The 16,566-nt window shown below is 61.9% G+C and carries 16 protein-coding genes; 5 read left to right on the top strand and 11 right to left on the bottom strand.

Going from position 1 to position 16,566, the window contains the following annotated elements; genetic code table 11:
• The first annotated feature begins 149 nt into the window (after nt 1-149).
• From dnaX to ACYZTK_RS06545, 5 genes are all read left to right on the top strand, one after another.
• Nucleotides 150-2,291, top strand: a complete 2,142-nt coding sequence (dnaX, locus tag ACYZTK_RS06565; RefSeq protein ID WP_462013698.1) for a DNA polymerase III subunit gamma/tau — start codon at nt 150-152, stop codon at nt 2,289-2,291.
• A gap of 67 nt (nt 2,292-2,358) precedes the next feature.
• Nucleotides 2,359-2,697 carry a YbaB/EbfC family nucleoid-associated protein gene (locus ACYZTK_RS06560; RefSeq protein ID WP_028621409.1) on the top strand — a complete coding sequence of 113 codons (339 nt, stop codon included), beginning with the start codon at nt 2,359-2,361 and terminating at the stop codon, nt 2,695-2,697.
• A gap of 269 nt (nt 2,698-2,966) precedes the next feature.
• On the top strand, nt 2,967-4,001 hold the full coding sequence (locus ACYZTK_RS06555) for an NADP-dependent oxidoreductase (RefSeq protein WP_462013697.1): 1,035 nt from the start codon (nt 2,967-2,969) through the stop codon (nt 3,999-4,001).
• 65 nt (nt 4,002-4,066) lie between these two features.
• Nucleotides 4,067-4,669 carry a recombination mediator RecR gene (gene recR / locus ACYZTK_RS06550; protein ID WP_462013696.1) on the top strand — a complete coding sequence of 201 codons (603 nt, stop codon included), beginning with the start codon at nt 4,067-4,069 and terminating at the stop codon, nt 4,667-4,669.
• Nucleotides 4,670-4,860: 191 nt separating this feature from the next.
• Complete coding sequence (locus ACYZTK_RS06545) at nt 4,861-6,009, top strand: acyl-CoA dehydrogenase family protein (protein WP_462013695.1); 1,149 nt, start codon at nt 4,861-4,863, stop codon at nt 6,007-6,009.
• A gap of 138 nt (nt 6,010-6,147) precedes the next feature.
• Here ACYZTK_RS06545 and ACYZTK_RS06540 read toward each other — a convergent pair whose 3' ends face one another.
• The 11 genes from ACYZTK_RS06540 to ACYZTK_RS06490 form a co-directional block, all read right to left on the bottom strand.
• A complete protein-coding gene (locus ACYZTK_RS06540) occupies nt 6,148-6,696 on the bottom strand; it encodes an adenine phosphoribosyltransferase (protein ID WP_045060280.1) in 549 nt (182 codons plus the stop codon).
• A 79-nt stretch (nt 6,697-6,775) separates the two neighbouring features.
• On the bottom strand, nt 6,776-7,510 hold the full coding sequence (gene fnr / locus ACYZTK_RS06535; RefSeq protein WP_462013694.1) for a fumarate/nitrate reduction transcriptional regulator Fnr: 735 nt from the start codon (nt 7,508-7,510) through the stop codon (nt 6,776-6,778).
• A 93-nt stretch (nt 7,511-7,603) separates the two neighbouring features.
• Nucleotides 7,604-8,986: an oxygen-independent coproporphyrinogen III oxidase gene (gene hemN / locus ACYZTK_RS06530; protein ID WP_462014865.1), complete on the bottom strand. Its 1,383-nt coding sequence runs from the start codon at nt 8,984-8,986 to the stop codon at nt 7,604-7,606.
• 184 nt (nt 8,987-9,170) lie between these two features.
• Nucleotides 9,171-9,854, bottom strand: a complete 684-nt coding sequence (locus ACYZTK_RS06525; protein ID WP_462013693.1) for a sulfite exporter TauE/SafE family protein — start codon at nt 9,852-9,854, stop codon at nt 9,171-9,173.
• Nucleotides 9,847-10,065, bottom strand: a complete 219-nt coding sequence (gene ccoS, locus ACYZTK_RS06520) for a cbb3-type cytochrome oxidase assembly protein CcoS (protein ID WP_462013692.1) — start codon at nt 10,063-10,065, stop codon at nt 9,847-9,849. The genes ACYZTK_RS06525 and ccoS overlap by 8 nt, the downstream gene beginning before the upstream one ends.
• Before the next feature lie 23 nt (nt 10,066-10,088).
• Nucleotides 10,089-12,539 (bottom strand): heavy metal translocating P-type ATPase, encoded by a 2,451-nt coding sequence (locus ACYZTK_RS06515; protein ID WP_462013691.1) that lies wholly within the window; start codon nt 12,537-12,539, stop codon nt 10,089-10,091.
• Nucleotides 12,540-12,745: 206 nt separating this feature from the next.
• Nucleotides 12,746-13,285 (bottom strand): FixH family protein, encoded by a 540-nt coding sequence (locus tag ACYZTK_RS06510; protein ID WP_462013690.1) that lies wholly within the window; start codon nt 13,283-13,285, stop codon nt 12,746-12,748.
• A gap of 11 nt (nt 13,286-13,296) precedes the next feature.
• A complete protein-coding gene (gene ccoG, locus ACYZTK_RS06505) occupies nt 13,297-14,712 on the bottom strand; it encodes a cytochrome c oxidase accessory protein CcoG (protein ID WP_462013689.1) in 1,416 nt (471 codons plus the stop codon).
• Nucleotides 14,713-14,992: 280 nt separating this feature from the next.
• Nucleotides 14,993-15,196 carry a hypothetical protein gene (locus ACYZTK_RS06500; protein ID WP_462013688.1) on the bottom strand — a complete coding sequence of 68 codons (204 nt, stop codon included), beginning with the start codon at nt 15,194-15,196 and terminating at the stop codon, nt 14,993-14,995.
• A gap of 199 nt (nt 15,197-15,395) precedes the next feature.
• Nucleotides 15,396-16,379 carry a cytochrome-c oxidase, cbb3-type subunit III gene (ccoP, locus tag ACYZTK_RS06495; protein WP_462013687.1) on the bottom strand — a complete coding sequence of 328 codons (984 nt, stop codon included), beginning with the start codon at nt 16,377-16,379 and terminating at the stop codon, nt 15,396-15,398.
• A complete protein-coding gene (locus ACYZTK_RS06490) occupies nt 16,376-16,561 on the bottom strand; it encodes a CcoQ/FixQ family Cbb3-type cytochrome c oxidase assembly chaperone (protein ID WP_003175465.1) in 186 nt (61 codons plus the stop codon). Before ACYZTK_RS06490 ends, ccoP begins: the two co-directional genes overlap by 4 nt.
• Nucleotides 16,562-16,566: the final 5 nt, after the last annotated feature.

Genomic DNA, 16,566 nt, shown 5'->3' with positions numbered 1-16,566 from the left:
GCGTGCGCATTTTATGTGCTGGCCAAAAGAGCCCCTCTGCGCATTTTGGCGAGATTAGACGAGGCATGATAATACGAGGCATCGGATGCAATTTTGGCCTTGCTCCGCTAGCATTAGCCGCTTCTGTTCCTTGGTTGCGACGGTTTTCGATGAGTTATCAGGTTCTTGCACGTAAATGGCGTCCGCGCTCGTTCCGCGAAATGGTCGGCCAGACCCATGTGCTCAAGGCTCTGATCAATGCCTTGGACAGCCAGCGGCTGCACCATGCCTACCTGTTCACGGGCACGCGAGGGGTCGGCAAGACCACCATCGCGCGGATCATCGCCAAATGCCTGAACTGTGAAACAGGCATTACCTCGACGCCCTGCGGCGAGTGTTCGGTGTGCCGCGAAATTGATGAAGGGCGCTTCGTCGACCTGATCGAGATCGATGCCGCCAGCCGGACCAAGGTCGAGGACACCCGCGAGTTGCTCGACAACGTTCAGTACGCCCCGAGCCGCGGGCGCTTCAAGGTCTACCTGATCGACGAAGTGCACATGCTCTCCAGCCATTCCTTCAATGCGCTGCTCAAAACCCTTGAAGAACCGCCGCCCTACGTCAAGTTCATCCTGGCGACGACCGACCCGCAGAAACTTCCTGCAACTATTCTTTCGCGGTGCCTGCAGTTCTCCCTGAAGAACATGACCCCCGAGCGCGTGGTCGAGCATCTGACCCACGTGCTGGGCGTCGAAAACGTGCCGTTTGAAGACGATGCCCTGTGGTTGCTGGGGCGTGCCGCTGACGGTTCGATGCGCGACGCCATGAGCCTCACCGACCAGGCCATTGCCTTCGGCGAAGGCAAGGTCATGGCCGCCGACGTGCGGGCGATGCTCGGCACCCTCGATCACGGCCAGGTCTACGACGTGCTGCACGCGCTGATCGAAGGCGATGCCAGGGCGCTGCTCGAAGGCGTGCGCCACCTGGCCGAACAGGGCCCGGACTGGAATGGCGTGCTATCGGAAATTCTCAACGTGCTGCACCGGGTCGCCATCGCCCAGGCGCTGCCTGAAGGCGTCGACAACGGTCACGGCGATCGCGATCGGGTGCTGGCACTGGCCCAGGCCTTGCCGGCCGAAGACGTGCAGTTCTATTACCAGATGGGCCTGATCGGGCGGCGCGACTTGCCGCTGGCGCCGGACCCGCGTGGCGGCTTCGAAATGGTCCTGCTGCGCATGCTGGCGTTCAGGCCCGCCGACACGGCGGACGCCCCGAGGCAACCGCTAAAGCCAGTGGGGATCAGCCAGGCCACAGTTGATTCCGCAAACTCAGTGGCTGCCGCGCCGGTTGTTGCGCCGGTAGTCGCTACGGCAGTTGCACCGGTTGTTGCTGCGCCTGTGGTTGCTCCGGTTGCTCCGGTTGCGGCGGCTCCGGTTTCTGTCCCAGCCTCAGCCCCAGCCCCAGCCCCAGCCCCAGCCCCAGTTCCTGAGCCGGTTGCCGCGGTTGTGGCGCCAGAGCCAGTGGTTGAGGCGGTCGCCATTGAAGAGGTGGTCGACCTGCCGTGGAACGACCCGATCGAGCCTGAGCCTGAAGCCGTGCTGCAGCCCGCCGTCGAGCCGATGCTGGAAACTGCCGGCGAGCAACCCGAGTTGCCACCGATGCCGCTGCCCACGCCTGACAGCGTGGTGCCGGATGCGCCGGAGTGGGCCGCCGCGCCGATTCCGGAGCCGTCCGTGGCCGAAGTCGATGCTGCCACCCCGGGCACCGACCTGGACGACGAGCCGCCGCTGGATGAGGATTACATCGAGCCGGACAGTGACTCGGCCTACAGCTATCTCGACGAGTTGGCCAGTGAACACGCCGCCGAGCCCGCGCCGGAACCCGAACCCGAGCCTGCGGCCATGCCTGCTACCGGCCTGGCCCTGCAATGGCTGGAGCTGTTCCCGAAACTGCCGATCTCCGGCATGACCGGGAGCATCGCCGCCAACTGCACGCTGATTTCCGTCGAAGGCGACAACTGGTTGATGCACCTGGACCCGGCCCACAGTGCCCTGTTCAACGCCACCCAGCAGCGCCGCCTCAACGACGCGTTGAACCAGTATCACGGGCGCACCCTGGCCCTGCGCATGGAGTTGATCAAGCCCGAGCAGGAAACCCCGGCCCAGGCCGCATCCCGGCGTCGGGTCAACCGTCAGCGAGAGGCGGAAGAATCGATCCATGGTGATCCGTTCATCCAGCAAATGATGCAGCAGTTCGGTGCGGTGATCCGTAACGATACTATTGAACCTGTCGAAGCCCTGGCCAGTCAGGGCTAATAACTGAAGGCATTCGGCCACAAGTGCCGGGCGCCGTTTTAATCCAAGTACTTTTGAGGTGATTCCCATGATGAAAGGTGGCATGGCCGGCCTGATGAAGCAGGCACAGCAGATGCAGGAAAAAATGGCCAAGATGCAGGAAGAACTGGCCAACGCCGAAGTCACCGGTAAAGCCGGCGGCGATATGGTCACCGTGGTGATGACCGGTCGTCACGACGTCAAGCGCGTGAGCATCGATCCGAGCATGGTCGAAGGCCTGAGCGAAGACGACCGTGAAATGCTCGAGGCGGTGTTCGCCGCCGCCGTCAACGACGCCGTGCGCAAGATCGAAGCCAACAGCCAGGACAAAATGTCCGGCATGACCGCTGGCATGCAACTGCCGCCGGGAATGAAACTGCCATTCTGATTCGCCAAAGCGCGTCGGATGAGCTACAAAAAAATGCCAGGCGTTGAGCCTGGCATTTTTGTTTCTGTCTGTAGTGCCGCCATCGCGGGCAAGCCTTGCTCCCACAGGATCACCTCAATCCTTTGGGATCCCATCACCTCAATCCTGTGGGAGCAAGGCTTGCCCGCGATGAACTCACCCCCATCCACCTGACGAAACATCGAACCCCCCACCCCCAAAAAGGTCTGCTCCCTATACCGCCCAATTCACCGATCAAAGGAGAAGCTCAAATGCCAGACGCATTGACCCTCAACCAACGTATCGTCCTGGCCTCCCGCCCGGTCGGCGCGCCGACGCCGGAGAATTTTCGCCTGGAGCGCGAGGCATTGCCCGACCTGGCCGACGGTCAGATCCTGCTCCAGACCCTCTACCTGTCGCTGGACCCCTACATGCGCGGGCGCATGAGTGACGCGCCTTCCTACGCAGCTCCGGTAGAAATCGACGAAGTCATGACCGGCGGCGCTGTCAGCCGGGTCCAGCGCTCGCGTAATCCAAAATTCCAGGAAGGCGATCTGGTGGTCGGCGCCACAGGCTGGCAAAGCCACAGCATCAGTGACGGCCGCAACGTCATTCCCGTGCCGTCCGGGCTGGCCAGTCCGTCAATGGCCCTGGGCGTCCTTGGCATGCCCGGCATGACCGCCTACATGGGCTTGATGGACATCGGCCAGCCGCAGTCGGGCGAAACCCTGGTGGTCGCGGCAGCATCTGGCGCGGTAGGTTCGGTGGTCGGTCAGGTGGCCAGAATCAAGGGCTTGCGCGTAGTCGGTGTGGCGGGTGGGGCAGAGAAGTGCCGCTATGTGGTCGAGGAACTGGGTTTTGATGCCTGCATCGACCACAAGAGCCCGACGTTTGCCGAAGACCTGGCCCTGGCCTGCCCGAACGGCGTCGACATCTACTACGAGAACGTCGGCGGCAAAGTCTTCGACGCGGTGCTGCCGTTGCTTAATGCCAAGGCGCGCATTCCGCTGTGCGGCCTGATCGCCGGCTACAACGCTCACGAAGCGCCGACAGGTCCGGATCGCCTACCGCAACTGCAACGCACCCTGCTGACCAAGCGCGTGCGTATCCAGGGCTTTATCGTGTTCGATGACTACGGCGATCGCCAACCGGAATTCATCAGCGCCATGGCGCCATGGGTGCGCGATGGCAAGGTCAAGTTCCGCGAGGACGTGGTCGATGGCCTGGAGAACGCACCCGAGGCCTTCATCGGTCTACTGGAAGGGCGCAACTTCGGCAAACTGGTGGTGCGGGTTGCTCAGGACTGAGTAATTGACGCTAAAGAGAGGCGCGGGTATAAACCGCGTCTCGTTGATTTGTCGGACGTTTCCCCATGAGCTTCAGCCCTTTGATTCGCCAACTGATCGATGCCCTGCGAACCTTGCCGGGTGTTGGTCAGAAAACCGCCCAGCGCATGGCGTTGCAGCTGCTCGAGCGCGACCGTAGCGGCGGCTCGCGCCTGGCTTCGGCGCTGAGCCGGGCCATGGAGGGCGTTGGTCACTGCCGACTGTGCCGCACGCTGACCGAAGAAGACCTGTGCCCGCAGTGCGCCGATACCCGCCGCGATGACACCTTGCTGTGTGTGGTGGAAGGGCCGATGGATGTTTATGCCGTGGAGCAGACCGGGTTCCGCGGGCGCTACTTTGTGCTCAAGGGACATCTGTCGCCCCTGGATGGCTTGGGTCCCGAGGCCATCGGTATTCCGCAATTGCTGGCGCGGATCGAAGAGGCGGGTACCTTTGCCGAGGTGATCCTGGCCACAAACCCGACAGTGGAAGGCGAGGCCACGGCGCATTACATCGCGCAGCTGCTCAACAACAAAGGCCTGATCGCCTCGCGCATCGCCCACGGCGTGCCTCTGGGGGGTGAGCTGGAGCTGGTAGACGGCGGGACGCTGGCGCATTCGTTTGCCGGGCGTAAGCCGATCGCTTTGTAATTTGAGTCGATCCGGCTGACGCCATCGCGAGCAGGCTCACTCCTACAGGGGTTAGTGTGCGCAGCATATCCAACTGTAGGAGCGAGCCTGCTCGCGATGAACGCACCTCGGTTCACCTGTTTCACCACATTCCTATTGAAAACCAAGCAAGCGCTCGGTTAACTTCCCTGAACCTTCAGTGGAGTTCGCCGATGCCTGCCTTCCAGGAATACTTCGATCCCAGCCACCAACTGGTCCGCGACAGCGTCAGACGTTTCGTCGAGCGCGAGATCCTTCCGGACATCGACCAGTGGGAAGAAGCGGAAAGCTTCCCCCGCGAGCTCTATCTGAAAGCCGGCGCTGCAGGAATCCTCGGCATCGGCTACCCCGAAGCCTTCGGCGGCTCCCATGAAGGTGACCTGTTCGCCAAGATCGCCGCCAGCGAAGAGCTGATGCGCTGCGGGTCCGGCGGCCTGGTGGCGGGGCTCGGTTCCCTGGACATCGGCCTGCCACCCATCATCAAATGGGCCAAACCTGAAGTGCGCGACCGGGTAGTGCCGCAAGTACTCAGCGGCGAAAAAATCAGCGCCCTGGCCATCACCGAGCCCAGCGGTGGGTCCGACGTGGCCAACCTGCAAACCCGCGCCGTGCGCGATGGCGATGTGTACCGCGTCAACGGCAGCAAGACCTTTATCACCAGCGGCATCCGCGCGGACTTCTACACCGTCGCGGTGCGCACCGGCGACCGTGGTTTTGGCGGCATCAGCCTGCTGCTCATCGAGAAAGGCACCCCCGGATTCACCGTTGGCCGGCAACTGAAGAAAATGGGCTGGTGGGCGTCGGACACCGCCGAGTTGTTCTTCGACGATTGCCGTGTGCCCGTAGGAAATCTGATCGGCGCCGAGAACATGGGCTTCGCCTGCATCATGGGCAATTTCCAGAGCGAGCGCCTGGCCCTGGCGTTGATGGCCAACATGACCGCACAGCTGGCGCTGGAGGAAAGCCTGAAATGGGCCAGGCAGCGCGAGGCATTCGGCAAACCCATCGGCAAATTCCAGGTGCTCAAGCACCGCCTCGCCGAAATGGCCACGGCGCTGGAAGTGTCCCGGGAATTCACTTACCGCCAGGCGGCGAAGATGGCGGCGGGGCAAAGTGTGATCAAGGAGATTTCCATGGCGAAGAATTTTGCCACGGATACGGCGGATCGCATTACCAGCGATGCGGTGCAAATGCTTGGTGGGCTGGGGTATATGCGCGAGAGCCTGGTGGAGCGGCTTTACCGGGATAACCGGATCTTGTCGATCGGCGGGGGGACGCGGGAGGTGATGAATGAGATTATCAGTAAACAGATGGGGCTTTGAGATTTGCGGTGTGGCTGATGGCGCTATCGCGAGCAGGCTCACTCCTACAGTGGTTCTGCGCCAAGCACAAATCCAGCGTCCACTGTAGATCCCTGTAGGAGTGAGCCTGCTCGCGATTGCGTCCGAACAGGCGCCGACTTATTTATCAGTCAACGCAAACTGCGTCAGACAAAAAGTCGGTATCCCCATATCTTCCAGCTTCTGCGACCCACCCAACTCCGGCAAATCAATAATCGCCGCCGCCTCATGCACCCGCGCGCCCATGCGGCGGATCAGGTTGGCCGCGGCAATCAACGTCCCGCCCGTAGCAATCAGGTCGTCAAACATCACCACCGAGTCACCCTCGCACAGGCTGTCGGCGTGCACTTCCAGGAACGCCTCGCCGTATTCGGTCGCGTAACCCTCGGCCAACACATCTGCTGGCAATTTGCCCTGCTTGCGGAACAACACCAACGGCTTGTTTAACTGGTAGGCCAACACTGAACCGATCAGGAAGCCACGAGCGTCCATCGCACCGATGTGCGTGAAGTCGGCCTCGACGTAACGGTGGGCGAAGCTGTCCATCACCAGGCGCAGGGCCGTGGGCGACTGGAACAGCGGCGTGATGTCGCGAAAGATTACGCCCGGCTTTGGAAAGTCGATCACGGGGCGGATCAGGGATTTGATGTCGAAGGAGTCGAAGACCATCGTCGAGGTGTCCTGGCAGGCTGCAAACGTCACAGTATAACGGCGGCTGAACTGTTTCGCTCAACCGCCGTCGCCAGGATCAGCCTTCGATCGAACCGCCAGCCAGGGCGCACAGCTGAATCGGGTCGAGGATGTGGATTTCCTTGCCCTCAGCGGCAATCAGCTCGTTCTGCTGGAACCGCGTGAACACCCGGGACACGGTTTCCACCGCCAGGCCCAGGTAGTTGCCGATCTCGTTGCGCGACATGCTCAGGCGGAACTGGTTGGCCGAGAACCCGCGGGCGCGGAAACGGGCCGAGAGGTTGACCAGGAACGTGGCGATGCGCTCGTCGGCGGTTTTTTTCGACAGCAGCAACATCATCTGTTGATCGTCGCGGATCTCGCGGCTCATCACCCGCATCAGCTGGCGGCGCAGCTGCGGCAACTGCAGGGCCAGTTCGTCGAGGCGCTCGAATGGAATCTCGCACACCGAGGTGGTTTCCATGGCTTGGGCGGAAACCGGGTGCTTTTCAGTGTCCATGCCCGACAGGCCGACCAGTTCGCTCGGCAGGTGGAAGCCGGTGAGTTGCTCTTCGCCGCCATCACTGAGGCTGAAGGTCTTCAGGGCGCCGGAGCGTACTGCATAGACGGCATCAAACGTGTCGCCCTGACGGAACAGGAACTCGCCCTTTTTCAACGGGCGGCCACGTTTGACGATCTCGTCCAGCGCATCCATGTCTTCCAGGTTCAGCGACAGGGGAAGGCACAGCGGGGCCAGGCTGCAATCCTTGCAGTGGGCCTGGTTATGAGCGCGCAGCTTAACTGGCTCGGACATTTCTTCAATCCTTGTGGGAAAACACACATAAGACGTAAGGGTAACCCACCGGAGGACTATCAGGCCAGCCTGCGGCAATTATGCCGCAGGCCTCTAGATCACTTTGGAGAAACGCTGGCGGTTCTGTTGGTCAAGATAACGGTCGAACACCATGCACACCGAGCGCACCAGCAAGCGCCCGGCGGGCGTTACAGTGAGCCGGTCGCTGTCGAGCTCGATCAAGCCGTCCTTGGCCATGCCCTGCAACTGCGGCCAGAGCTCGCCGAAGTAACCGCGAAAATCGATGTTGAAGGTCTGTTCTATCTCGACAAACTCCAGGTTGAACGAGCAGATCAGCTGCTGGATCACCGCGCGCCGCAGCCGGTCGTCGGCGTTGCACACCAGGCCGCGATTGGTTGGCAACTGCGCCGAGGCCAGGGCGTTCTGATAGTTGTTCAGGTCGCTGCTGTTCTGGCAGTAGAGGTCGCCGATCTGGCTGATGGCCGACACGCCCAGGCCAATCAGATCGCAATGGCCATGGGTGGTGTAGCCCTGGAAATTGCGCTGCAGGGTCGACTCTTCCTGGGCAATCGCCAGCTCGTCGTCGGGCAGGGCGAAGTGGTCCATGCCAATGTAGCGATAACCGGCGGCGGTCAGTTGCTCGATGGTGCGCTGCAGCATCTCGAGTTTTTGCGCCGGAGTAGGCAGCTCGTTGGTATTGATCCTTCGCTGGGGCATGAAGCGTTCGGGCAGGTGGGCGTAGTTGAACACCGACAGCCGATCCGGTTGCAGCGCAATGACTTCTTCGACCGTGCGGGCAAAGTTCTCCGGGGTCTGTTTTGGGAGGCCGTAGATCAGGTCGATATTGATCGAGCGAAACTGCAGGGTGCGCGCGGCGTCGATCACTGCGCGGGTTTCTTCCAGACTCTGCAGGCGATTGACCGCTCGTTGTACCGCAGGATCGAGGTCTTGCAGCCCGATGCTGACCCGGTTGAACCCCAGTTCCCGCAACAGGCCCATGGTCGACCAGTCGGCTTCGCGCGGATCGATTTCGATGCCGTAGTCGCCGGAGTCATCGTCGAGCAGGTTGAAATGTTTGCGCAGGTGCGCCATCAGCTGGCGCAGCTCGTCGTGACTGAGGAAAGTCGGGGTGCCGCCGCCAAAGTGCAATTGCTCGACCTTCTGCGCCGGGTCGAGGTGACAGGCAATCAGCTGGATTTCCTGCTCCAGGCGCTGCAGATAGGGCTGGGCCCGGCCACGGTCCTTGGTGATGACCTTGTTGCAGGCGCAGTAGTAGCAAATGTTCGCGCAAAACGGCACGTGCACGTACAGCGACAGCGGGCGCATGGCCTTGCGGCTGTCGCGCAGCGCGTGGAACAGGTCGAAGGTGCCGACGTTTGCGTCAAATTGCACAGCGGTCGGATAGGAGGTGTAGCGCGGTCCCGCCAGGTCGTAACGGCGGATCAGATCGGTGTCCCAACGAATGGCGTCGAGCATCATGCGGGCGTTCCCCCGGAAAGGCTGGCAGTGTGGGCGAGTCTAGGGGGTGGGGTGGTGGGGCATGTTGATTTGCATCAAAAGGTTTTAAGATCAAAAGATCGCAGCCTTCGGCAGCTCCTACAGGGGTGTACGCACATTCCATGTAGGAGCTGCCGAAGGCTGCGATCTTTTGATCTTGGCTTTAATGCCCCATCAACCAATGCTGATGCGGCCCCGGCAACGTCCAAATACCAAACAACACAACCAGCAACCCGCCCGCCATCCGCACACTGCGCTTGCGCAACAACGCCGTCACCCGCTCCGCCGCCAGCCCCGTGGCTAGCAGCACTGGCCAGGTGCCCAGCCCGAAGGCGAGCATCAGCAAGGCACTGTCCAGCGCATTGCCCTGGCTCGCCGCCCATAACAACGTGCTGTAAACCAGGCCGCACGGCAGCCAGCCCCACAGCGCGCCCAGCAGCAGGGCGCGGGGCAGGCTTGATACCGGCAGGAGTTTGTTGGCAACCGGCTGGATATGCCGCCACAGGCCGCGACCGAGGCTTTCGATGCGGGTCAGGCCGCTCCACCAGCCGGCCAGGTACAAACCCATGGCGATCAGCAGCAACCCGGCAATCACCCGCATGAACATCGCCGCCGGGCTGTTGGCCACCGCCCAGCCGGCCAACCCGATTAACAATCCTGCGGTGGCGTAGCTGAGAATTCGCCCCAGGTTATACGCCAGCAACAAGCGAAAGCGCCGGCTGCGCTGCTCCTTGGGAATCGCCAGGGTCAGGGCGCCCATCAAGCCGCCGCACATGCCCAGGCAATGGCCGCCACCGAGCAGGCCGAGGATCAGCGCGGACACCAGCAGGGGTGCCAACTCAAGCATGGGGCGGGGCCTTGTCGTCGGGTTTGGCCGGCTGGCCACTGGCTTCGTCGACCGCTGCGGTGTGCTTTGGGTCCTGGTCGTCGAACAGGATGCTGTGGGCCGGGCCGTCGAGGTCGTCGTACTGGCCGCTGTCGACAGCCCAGAAGAAGATATAGATCGCAATGCCCACGATCAGCAGCGCGGCCGGGATCATCACGTATAAGGCTGGCATGGGTTACTCCATGCCCGCGCGGCTCAGGCCGGCAGCGGGCGGGTTTCTGGCGTGGCGCTGAGGGCGGGCGTGCTCGGCAGGCGAGTCAGGCGCAGGGCGTTCAGCACCACGGTCAACGAACTGATGGACATGCCCACCGCAGCCCACACTGGAGTGATCCAGCCGAGGGCAGCGAAGGGCAACATGAGGCCATTGTACAACCCGGCCCACAATAGATTCTCGACGATCACCCGACGGGTCCGGCGCGCCAGGCTGAAGGCCTGTACCAGGGCGTCCAGGCGGTTCGACAGCAGCACGGCATCGGCGCTGGTCTTCGCCAGGTCAGTGGCCGAGCCCATGGCGACGCTGATATCGGCAGCCGCAAGCACCGGCACGTCATTGACCCCGTCACCGAGCATCAACACCTTGCGACCTTCCCGGTGCAGCTGTTGCAGCACCTGCAATTTGTCGTCAGGGCGCAAGCCACCACGGGCTTCGTCGATACCCAGCTCGGCGGCAACACCGGCGACCATCGGCGAACTGTCACCGGACAGCAGCAGCGTGCGCCAGCCCCGCGCTTTGCAGGCAGCCAGCAGCGCCGGCGCATCCGCACGCAAACGGTCGTCGAGGACGAACCACGCCAGGGGCCCGTGGCTGTCGCCGAGCAGCAGCCATTGCCCGGCTTCATCGGGCATGACCGGCACCGCTGCGCCACTGAGCTCGCAGACAAAACCCGGCTGGCCGATGCGCAGGCGTTGCTCGCCGACCAGCCCTTCAAGTCCCAACCCCGGTGTGCTGTGCACTTCTTCGGCGGCCAGCGGTGCCCGGCCAAATGCCCGGGCGATCGGGTGTTCGGAGCGGTTTTCCAGGGCGGCGGCCAGGCCCAGGCACTGGTCGCTGTCGAGGGCGCCAAGCGGGCGGATCGAACGCAGCGCCAGACGCCCTTCGGTGAGCGTGCCGGTCTTGTCGAAAATCACCGTGTCGATCTGGTTCAGGCCCTCGAGAACGTGGCCGCGAGTCAGCAGCAGGCCCAGCTTGTGCAAGGTTCCGGTGGCGGCCGTGAGCGCAGTCGGCGTGGCCAGGGACAAGGCGCACGGGCAGGTCGCCACGAGCATCGCCAACACAATCCAGAACGCCCGCGAACTGTCCAGCTCCCACCACACCAGGCCGATGACGGCGGCTGCAATCAGCGACAGCAGTAGAAACCACTGCGCGGCACGGTCGGCGATCTCCGCCAGGCGCGGTTTTTCCGCCTGGGCGCGATCGAGCAAACGCACGATCGCCGACAACCGAGTGTCCTGGCCCAGCGCCAACACCTCCACCGTCAGCGCGCCTTCGACGTTCAGCGTGCCGGCGGTGACCGCATCGCCCAGGGTGCGCGGCTGCGGTAAATATTCGCCAGTTAGCAGGGACTCGTCGACGCTCGACTGCCCATCAAGAATCTTGCCGTCAGCCGGCAGGATCGCACCGGGATGCACCAGCACCTGATCACCCACCCGCAGTTCACTGAGCAGGATGCGCTCGCTCTGGCCATCGGCACCGAGCCGCAGGCATGAAGCAGGCAACAGGTTGACCAACTGCGCGGTGGCGGCGGCCGTGCGTTCCCGGGCGCGGCGCTCCAGGTAACGACCCGCCAGCAGGAACAGCGCAAACATGCCCACTGCATCGAAATACAGCTCGCCTGTGCCTGTGATCGCGGTCCAGATCCCGGCAATGTAGGCACCGCCAATCGCCAGCGACACCGAGACGTCCATGGTCAGGTGGCGGGTGCGCAGGTCGCGCATGGCGCCCTTGAAGAATGGCGCACAGCTGTAGAACACAATCGGCGTGGTGAGGAACAGCGCGACCCAGCGCAGGATGGTGTGCAGCTCGGGGCTGAGGTCGATGTTGAATTCCGGCCAGGTGGCCATGGTCGCCATCATCGCCTGGAACCACAGCAGGCCGGCGACGCCAAGCTGGCGCAGGGCCAGGCGATTTTCGCTGGCCAGTTGTTCGCTGGCGCGGTCGGCCTGATAGGGGTGGGCGGCGTAGCCGATGTGGCGCAACTCGCTGAGCACCTGGCTCAGCGGCAACTGCGCATCGGCCCAGCGCACATGCAGGCGGTGATTCGACAGATTGAGCCGGGCTTCGGCGACGCCGGGCAAGGTGCGCAGGTGTTTTTCGATCAACCAGCCGCAGGCCGCGCAACTGATGCCTTCCATCAGCAGGGTGGTCTCGGCCAGTTCGCCCTCATGACGCACGAACGGAGCCTGGACGTCAGGCCGGTCGTACAGCGCCAGTTCGTCCACCAGTTGCACGGGCAAGGTTTCGGGGTTGGCCGATGCCTCGCTGCGATGCTGGTAATAACTGTCCAGGCCCCCGGCGACGATAGCTTCGGCCACGGCCTGACACCCCGGGCAGCAGAACTCGCGGGTTTCCCCGAGGACGGCGGCGGTAAAGCGGCTGCCAGTTGGGACGGGCAGGGCGCAGTGGTAGCAGGGGGTTGGTGTGGTCATGAGGAAAATCTATGTCGTCCGGGGAGAGCTGATGCCTGTCGAACTTGTCGGATGCGCCGGGTCTGTAGGAGCTGTCGAGTGAAACGAGGCTGCGATCTTTTGATGTTGTTTTTTCAAGAGCAAGATCAAAAGATCGCAGCCTCGTTTCACTCGACAGCTCCTACAGGGCTCCTACAGGGCTCCTGTGAGCAGCCTGCGCAGGGTGTTTATTTCTTCAGGTCTTCCGCACCCTGTAGCGGCTCGTCGCCCAGCAGCAGGTCCTTGTCATGGCTGACCTGTTCTTCCTCGAACATGCGCCAGGTCTGGTCATTCTCCACCCCCAGCAGCTCGACAAACCGACGCCCTTCAACCTTGTCGTTTACCTGGCCAATGTAGCGACCCGCCTCGGTATCACTGTGAGCCAGGATGATCTTGCGATCCTTCTCCGGCTGGGTCGGCGAGATCAGGTTCAGTTCCAGGGTTTTCGGCTGGCTGTCGCCGCTCAGGTGCAGGTCGACTTCGCCGGTCACACCGTCCAGGTGCACGCTGGCCCGCAGCTTCAGGGTTTGCGCCAGCAGTTCACGGTCGAGGGAGCGGTTGATGCCCTTGCCGGCCTCGTAATAGTTGTCGTTAACCAGGTTGTCCGGGTTTTTCACCGCGATGGTCACCATCGACAGGGTCAGGGTCACCGAGCAGGCCAGGATGCCGATGATGATCCACGGCCATAGGTGCTTGTACCAGGGGCTCGTAGTGTTTGCTGCAGGCATGTTCACTTCTCTCAACGAATTTGTGGGCCGATGAACCGGCTCTTGGCTTCAACGTGGACGCTGTCGTCATCGGCATCCTTGAGGATAAATTTCACCTCGTTGGTGCTCGATGGCAATTGCTCCGGTGCACTGGACAGCTCCACCGGCTGGCTGAATATCTCTCCAGCGGCGACCTTGATCTCCCGCCGGCCCTGCAACCTCAAGTCCGGCAGGCCGGTGGCTTCGAGCAGGTAGGTATGGTCGCGCTGGTCCTTGTTCATGATCTTCAGGCTGTAGACGTTCTCGATCCGGCCTTCGGCGTTCTCGCGGTACAGCACGCGGTCCTTGCTGACGTCGAAACCCACCAGCGAGCGCATGAAAAAGGCCGCCATCAGCAAGCCGATCATCGCCAGCAACACCACGGCATAACCGATCAGGCGTGGGCGCAGCTTGTTGGTTTTCTGCCCGGACAGGTTGTGCTCGGTGGTGTAGCTGATCAGCCCGCGCGGATATTCCATCTTGTCCATGATGCTGTCGCAGGCATCAATACAGGCCGCGCAGCCGATGCACTCGATCTGCAGGCCGTCACGAATGTCGATGCCGGTCGGGCACACCTGGACGCACATGGTGCAGTCGATGCAGTCGCCCAGGCCCTGGGCCTTGTAGTCGATGCCTTTCTTGCGTGGGCCGCGAGCTTCACCACGGCGCGGGTCGTAGGAGACGATCAGCGTGTCCTTGTCGAACATCACGCTCTGGAACCGCGCATACGGGCACATGTAGATGCACACCTGCTCGCGCAACCAGCCGGCGTTGCCGTAGGTGGCGAGGGTGAAAAAACCCACCCAGAAATACGACCAGCCATCTGCCTGGCCGGTGAAGAAATCGATGGTCAACTCGCGGATCGGCGAGAAATACCCGACAAAGGTCATGCCGGTGACAAAGCCGATCAACAGCCACATCGAGTGTTTGCCGAGTTTGCGCACGAACTTGTTGGCGCTCATCGGCGCCTTGTCCAGCTTGATGCGCTGGTTGCGATCACCCTCGGTGACCTTCTCGCACCACATGAAGATCCAGGTCCAGACGCTCTGCGGGCAGGTATAACCGCACCAGACTCGCCCGGCATATACGGTAATGAAAAACAGGCCGAAGGCGCTGACGATCAGGATGCCGGACAGCAGAATGAAATCCTGGGGCCAGAAGGTCGCGCCAAAGATGAAGAACTTACGCTCCGGCAGGTTCCACCAGACCGCCTGGTGCCCACCCCAGTTCAGCCAGACCGTGCCGAAATACAGCAGGAACAGCAATGCGCCGCCCATCATCCGCAGGTTGCGGAAGATGCCGGTGAAAGCACGGGTGTAGATCTTTTCTCGAGAGGCGTAGAGGTCGACGCTGTTGTTCGCGTTCTTTGAGGGTGGCGTGACGTCGTGTACCGGAATCTGGTTGCTCATCATTGCATCCCACGGCAGTGGAAAAATGCCTCGGTCAGTACATGCCGACCGCGGTCATAAAGGGTGTTGCAGTGGCGCAATGATACGCCTGTCGCTCTAGGTCAAGGGTGCGACCTTTGGTCGCGTTGGGGAAAAAAGCCGAATGGTGTAGCGAATGTAACAAAACATGATGCAGGTCAATTGACTATAGCTCAACGGCATTGCCCGACCGAGCTGTCGGGGCCTGGCTTCGGAGCGCGGCGGATGTCCGCCGCGCTCACGGGTCACAGCTTAAGGCAAGTTATCTCCACGAGCTGTCGTGCTCGTTGCCCTCGCCTTCGGTGGGAGCGGCAAAGTTGGAACGACGCTGCCTGGTGTCTGCAGGCAAAGCCTCCTCGGGTATTTCGCAGTCGGTGATGACGAACTCAACTGTTGGAACTTCCACAGTTGGCTCCGGCAGTACCGGACCCTGGCAGTCGTCAACGATATGTTCTTGATCAGACATGATATGCATTCCTTGTTTAATGACGTTTAACTTCCTTGTCCTGGCAGACCCGCTTCATGCCGGTTACCAGGTCAGTCGACGTTACCCCTGACCGCCCCGCAAGCCTATCGAATATAGGTTTCAGATTATGAAACCGGCGCCCCAAACAAAACGGCCCCGCCAATTCTCATTGGCGGGGCCGTTTTTATTACATCAAACGTTACTGAGCATCTGCCACCGGAGCTTTCTCACCGTGAGACAAGCTGTAGACGTAAGCGGCCAGCAAGTGAACCTTGTCGTTGCCTTGCAGCTGTTCCTGAGCAGGCATCTGGCCCTGGCGGCCGTAACGGATGGTCTGCTGCAGTTGCGCGAAGCTCGAACCGTAGATGAACGCGCCCGGGTGGGTCAGGTCAGGTGCACCCATGGCCGGGGTACCTTTGCCTGCCGGACCGTGGCACGCCACGCAGTTGGCCGCGAACAGCTTGCCGCCGGCAGCCGGGTCAGCCTTGGCGCCTTCCGGCAACTTGCGGCCATCGAGGTTGGTCAGAACGAATGCAGACACGTCCGCCACGCCTTGCTCGCCGATCACTTCAGCCCACGCCGGCATGACCGCGTGACGGCCGCCCATGATGGTGGTCTTGATGGTTTCCGGCTCGCCGCCCCAGCGCCAATCGGCATCGGTCAGGTTAGGGAAGCCATAAGCGCCCTTAGCGTCGGAACCGTGGCATACCGAGCAGTTGGAGGCGAACAGGCGGCCACCCATCTTCAGGGCTTGCGGGTCCTTGGCGACTTCTTCAATCGGCATGGAAGCGAACTTGGCGAAGATCGGGCCGAAACGCGCGTCCGACTTGGCCATTTCCTTTTCCCACTCGTGCACGCCGGTCCAGCCGGTCTGGCCGTTGGCGAACGCGGTCTGCTTCTCGTTATCCAGGTAGTTGTAACCTGGCAGCAGGCCTTTCCAGTTACCCAGGCCCGGGTACAGCACCAGGTAGCCCAGGGCGAAGATTATGGTGCCCACGAACAGCATGAACCACCATTTCGGCAGCGGGTTGTCGTACTCCTCGATCCCGTCGAACGAGTGGCCAACCGTTTCTTCCGTCTGCTCGGCGCGCTGGCCCTTGCGGGTAGACAGCAGCAGCCAGGTCAGGGCGAAGATAGTGCCCAGACTGAGGACTGTGACGTACAGACTCCAGAACGTAGTCATTCTTTGTTACTCCTAGAAGCTTGCTCGACGTGCTTGATGGCTTCGGGATCATCCGCGAAAGGCAGCAAGGTAGCGTCTTCAAACTCCGACTTGCGCTTGGGACTGAACACCCACAACGCCAGACCGATGAAGGCCACCATCACGACAACGGTGCCCAGGCCACGAATCATCCCGATATCCATCTAAA

Source organism: Pseudomonas sp. LB3P31 (assembly GCF_054897945.1).
Note: the sequence above shows the minus strand (reverse complement) of the source record. Positions and strands in the feature narration are given on the sequence as shown.

Excerpts from the sequence above, each read along its gene's own strand:
- ccoG (WP_462013689.1), bottom strand. The coding sequence starts at position 14,712 with ATGAGCAACCAGATTCCGGTACACGACGTCACGCCACCCTCAAAGAAC.
- ACYZTK_RS06500 (WP_462013688.1), bottom strand. The coding sequence starts at position 15,196 with ATGTCTGATCAAGAACATATCGTTGACGACTGCCAGGGTCCGGTACTG.
- ACYZTK_RS06545 (WP_462013695.1), top strand. The coding sequence starts at position 4,861 with ATGCCTGCCTTCCAGGAATACTTCGATCCCAGCCACCAACTGGTCCGC.
- ACYZTK_RS06560 (WP_028621409.1), top strand. The coding sequence starts at position 2,359 with ATGATGAAAGGTGGCATGGCCGGCCTGATGAAGCAGGCACAGCAGATG.
- dnaX (WP_462013698.1), top strand. The coding sequence starts at position 150 with ATGAGTTATCAGGTTCTTGCACGTAAATGGCGTCCGCGCTCGTTCCGC.
- ACYZTK_RS06525 (WP_462013693.1), bottom strand. The coding sequence starts at position 9,854 with ATGCTTGAGTTGGCACCCCTGCTGGTGTCCGCGCTGATCCTCGGCCTG.
- ccoS (WP_462013692.1), bottom strand. The coding sequence starts at position 10,065 with ATGCCAGCCTTATACGTGATGATCCCGGCCGCGCTGCTGATCGTGGGC.
- ACYZTK_RS06510 (WP_462013690.1), bottom strand. The coding sequence starts at position 13,285 with ATGCCTGCAGCAAACACTACGAGCCCCTGGTACAAGCACCTATGGCCG.
- ACYZTK_RS06515 (WP_462013691.1), bottom strand. The coding sequence starts at position 12,539 with ATGACCACACCAACCCCCTGCTACCACTGCGCCCTGCCCGTCCCAACT.
- hemN (WP_462014865.1), bottom strand. The coding sequence starts at position 8,986 with ATGCTCGACGCCATTCGTTGGGACACCGATCTGATCCGCCGTTACGAC.
- ccoP (WP_462013687.1), bottom strand. The coding sequence starts at position 16,379 with ATGACTACGTTCTGGAGTCTGTACGTCACAGTCCTCAGTCTGGGCACT.
- ACYZTK_RS06555 (WP_462013697.1), top strand. The coding sequence starts at position 2,967 with ATGCCAGACGCATTGACCCTCAACCAACGTATCGTCCTGGCCTCCCGC.
- ACYZTK_RS06540 (WP_045060280.1), bottom strand. The coding sequence starts at position 6,696 with ATGGTCTTCGACTCCTTCGACATCAAATCCCTGATCCGCCCCGTGATC.
- ACYZTK_RS06490 (WP_003175465.1), bottom strand. The coding sequence starts at position 16,561 with ATGGATATCGGGATGATTCGTGGCCTGGGCACCGTTGTCGTGATGGTG.
- recR (WP_462013696.1), top strand. The coding sequence starts at position 4,067 with ATGAGCTTCAGCCCTTTGATTCGCCAACTGATCGATGCCCTGCGAACC.
- fnr (WP_462013694.1), bottom strand. The coding sequence starts at position 7,510 with ATGTCCGAGCCAGTTAAGCTGCGCGCTCATAACCAGGCCCACTGCAAG.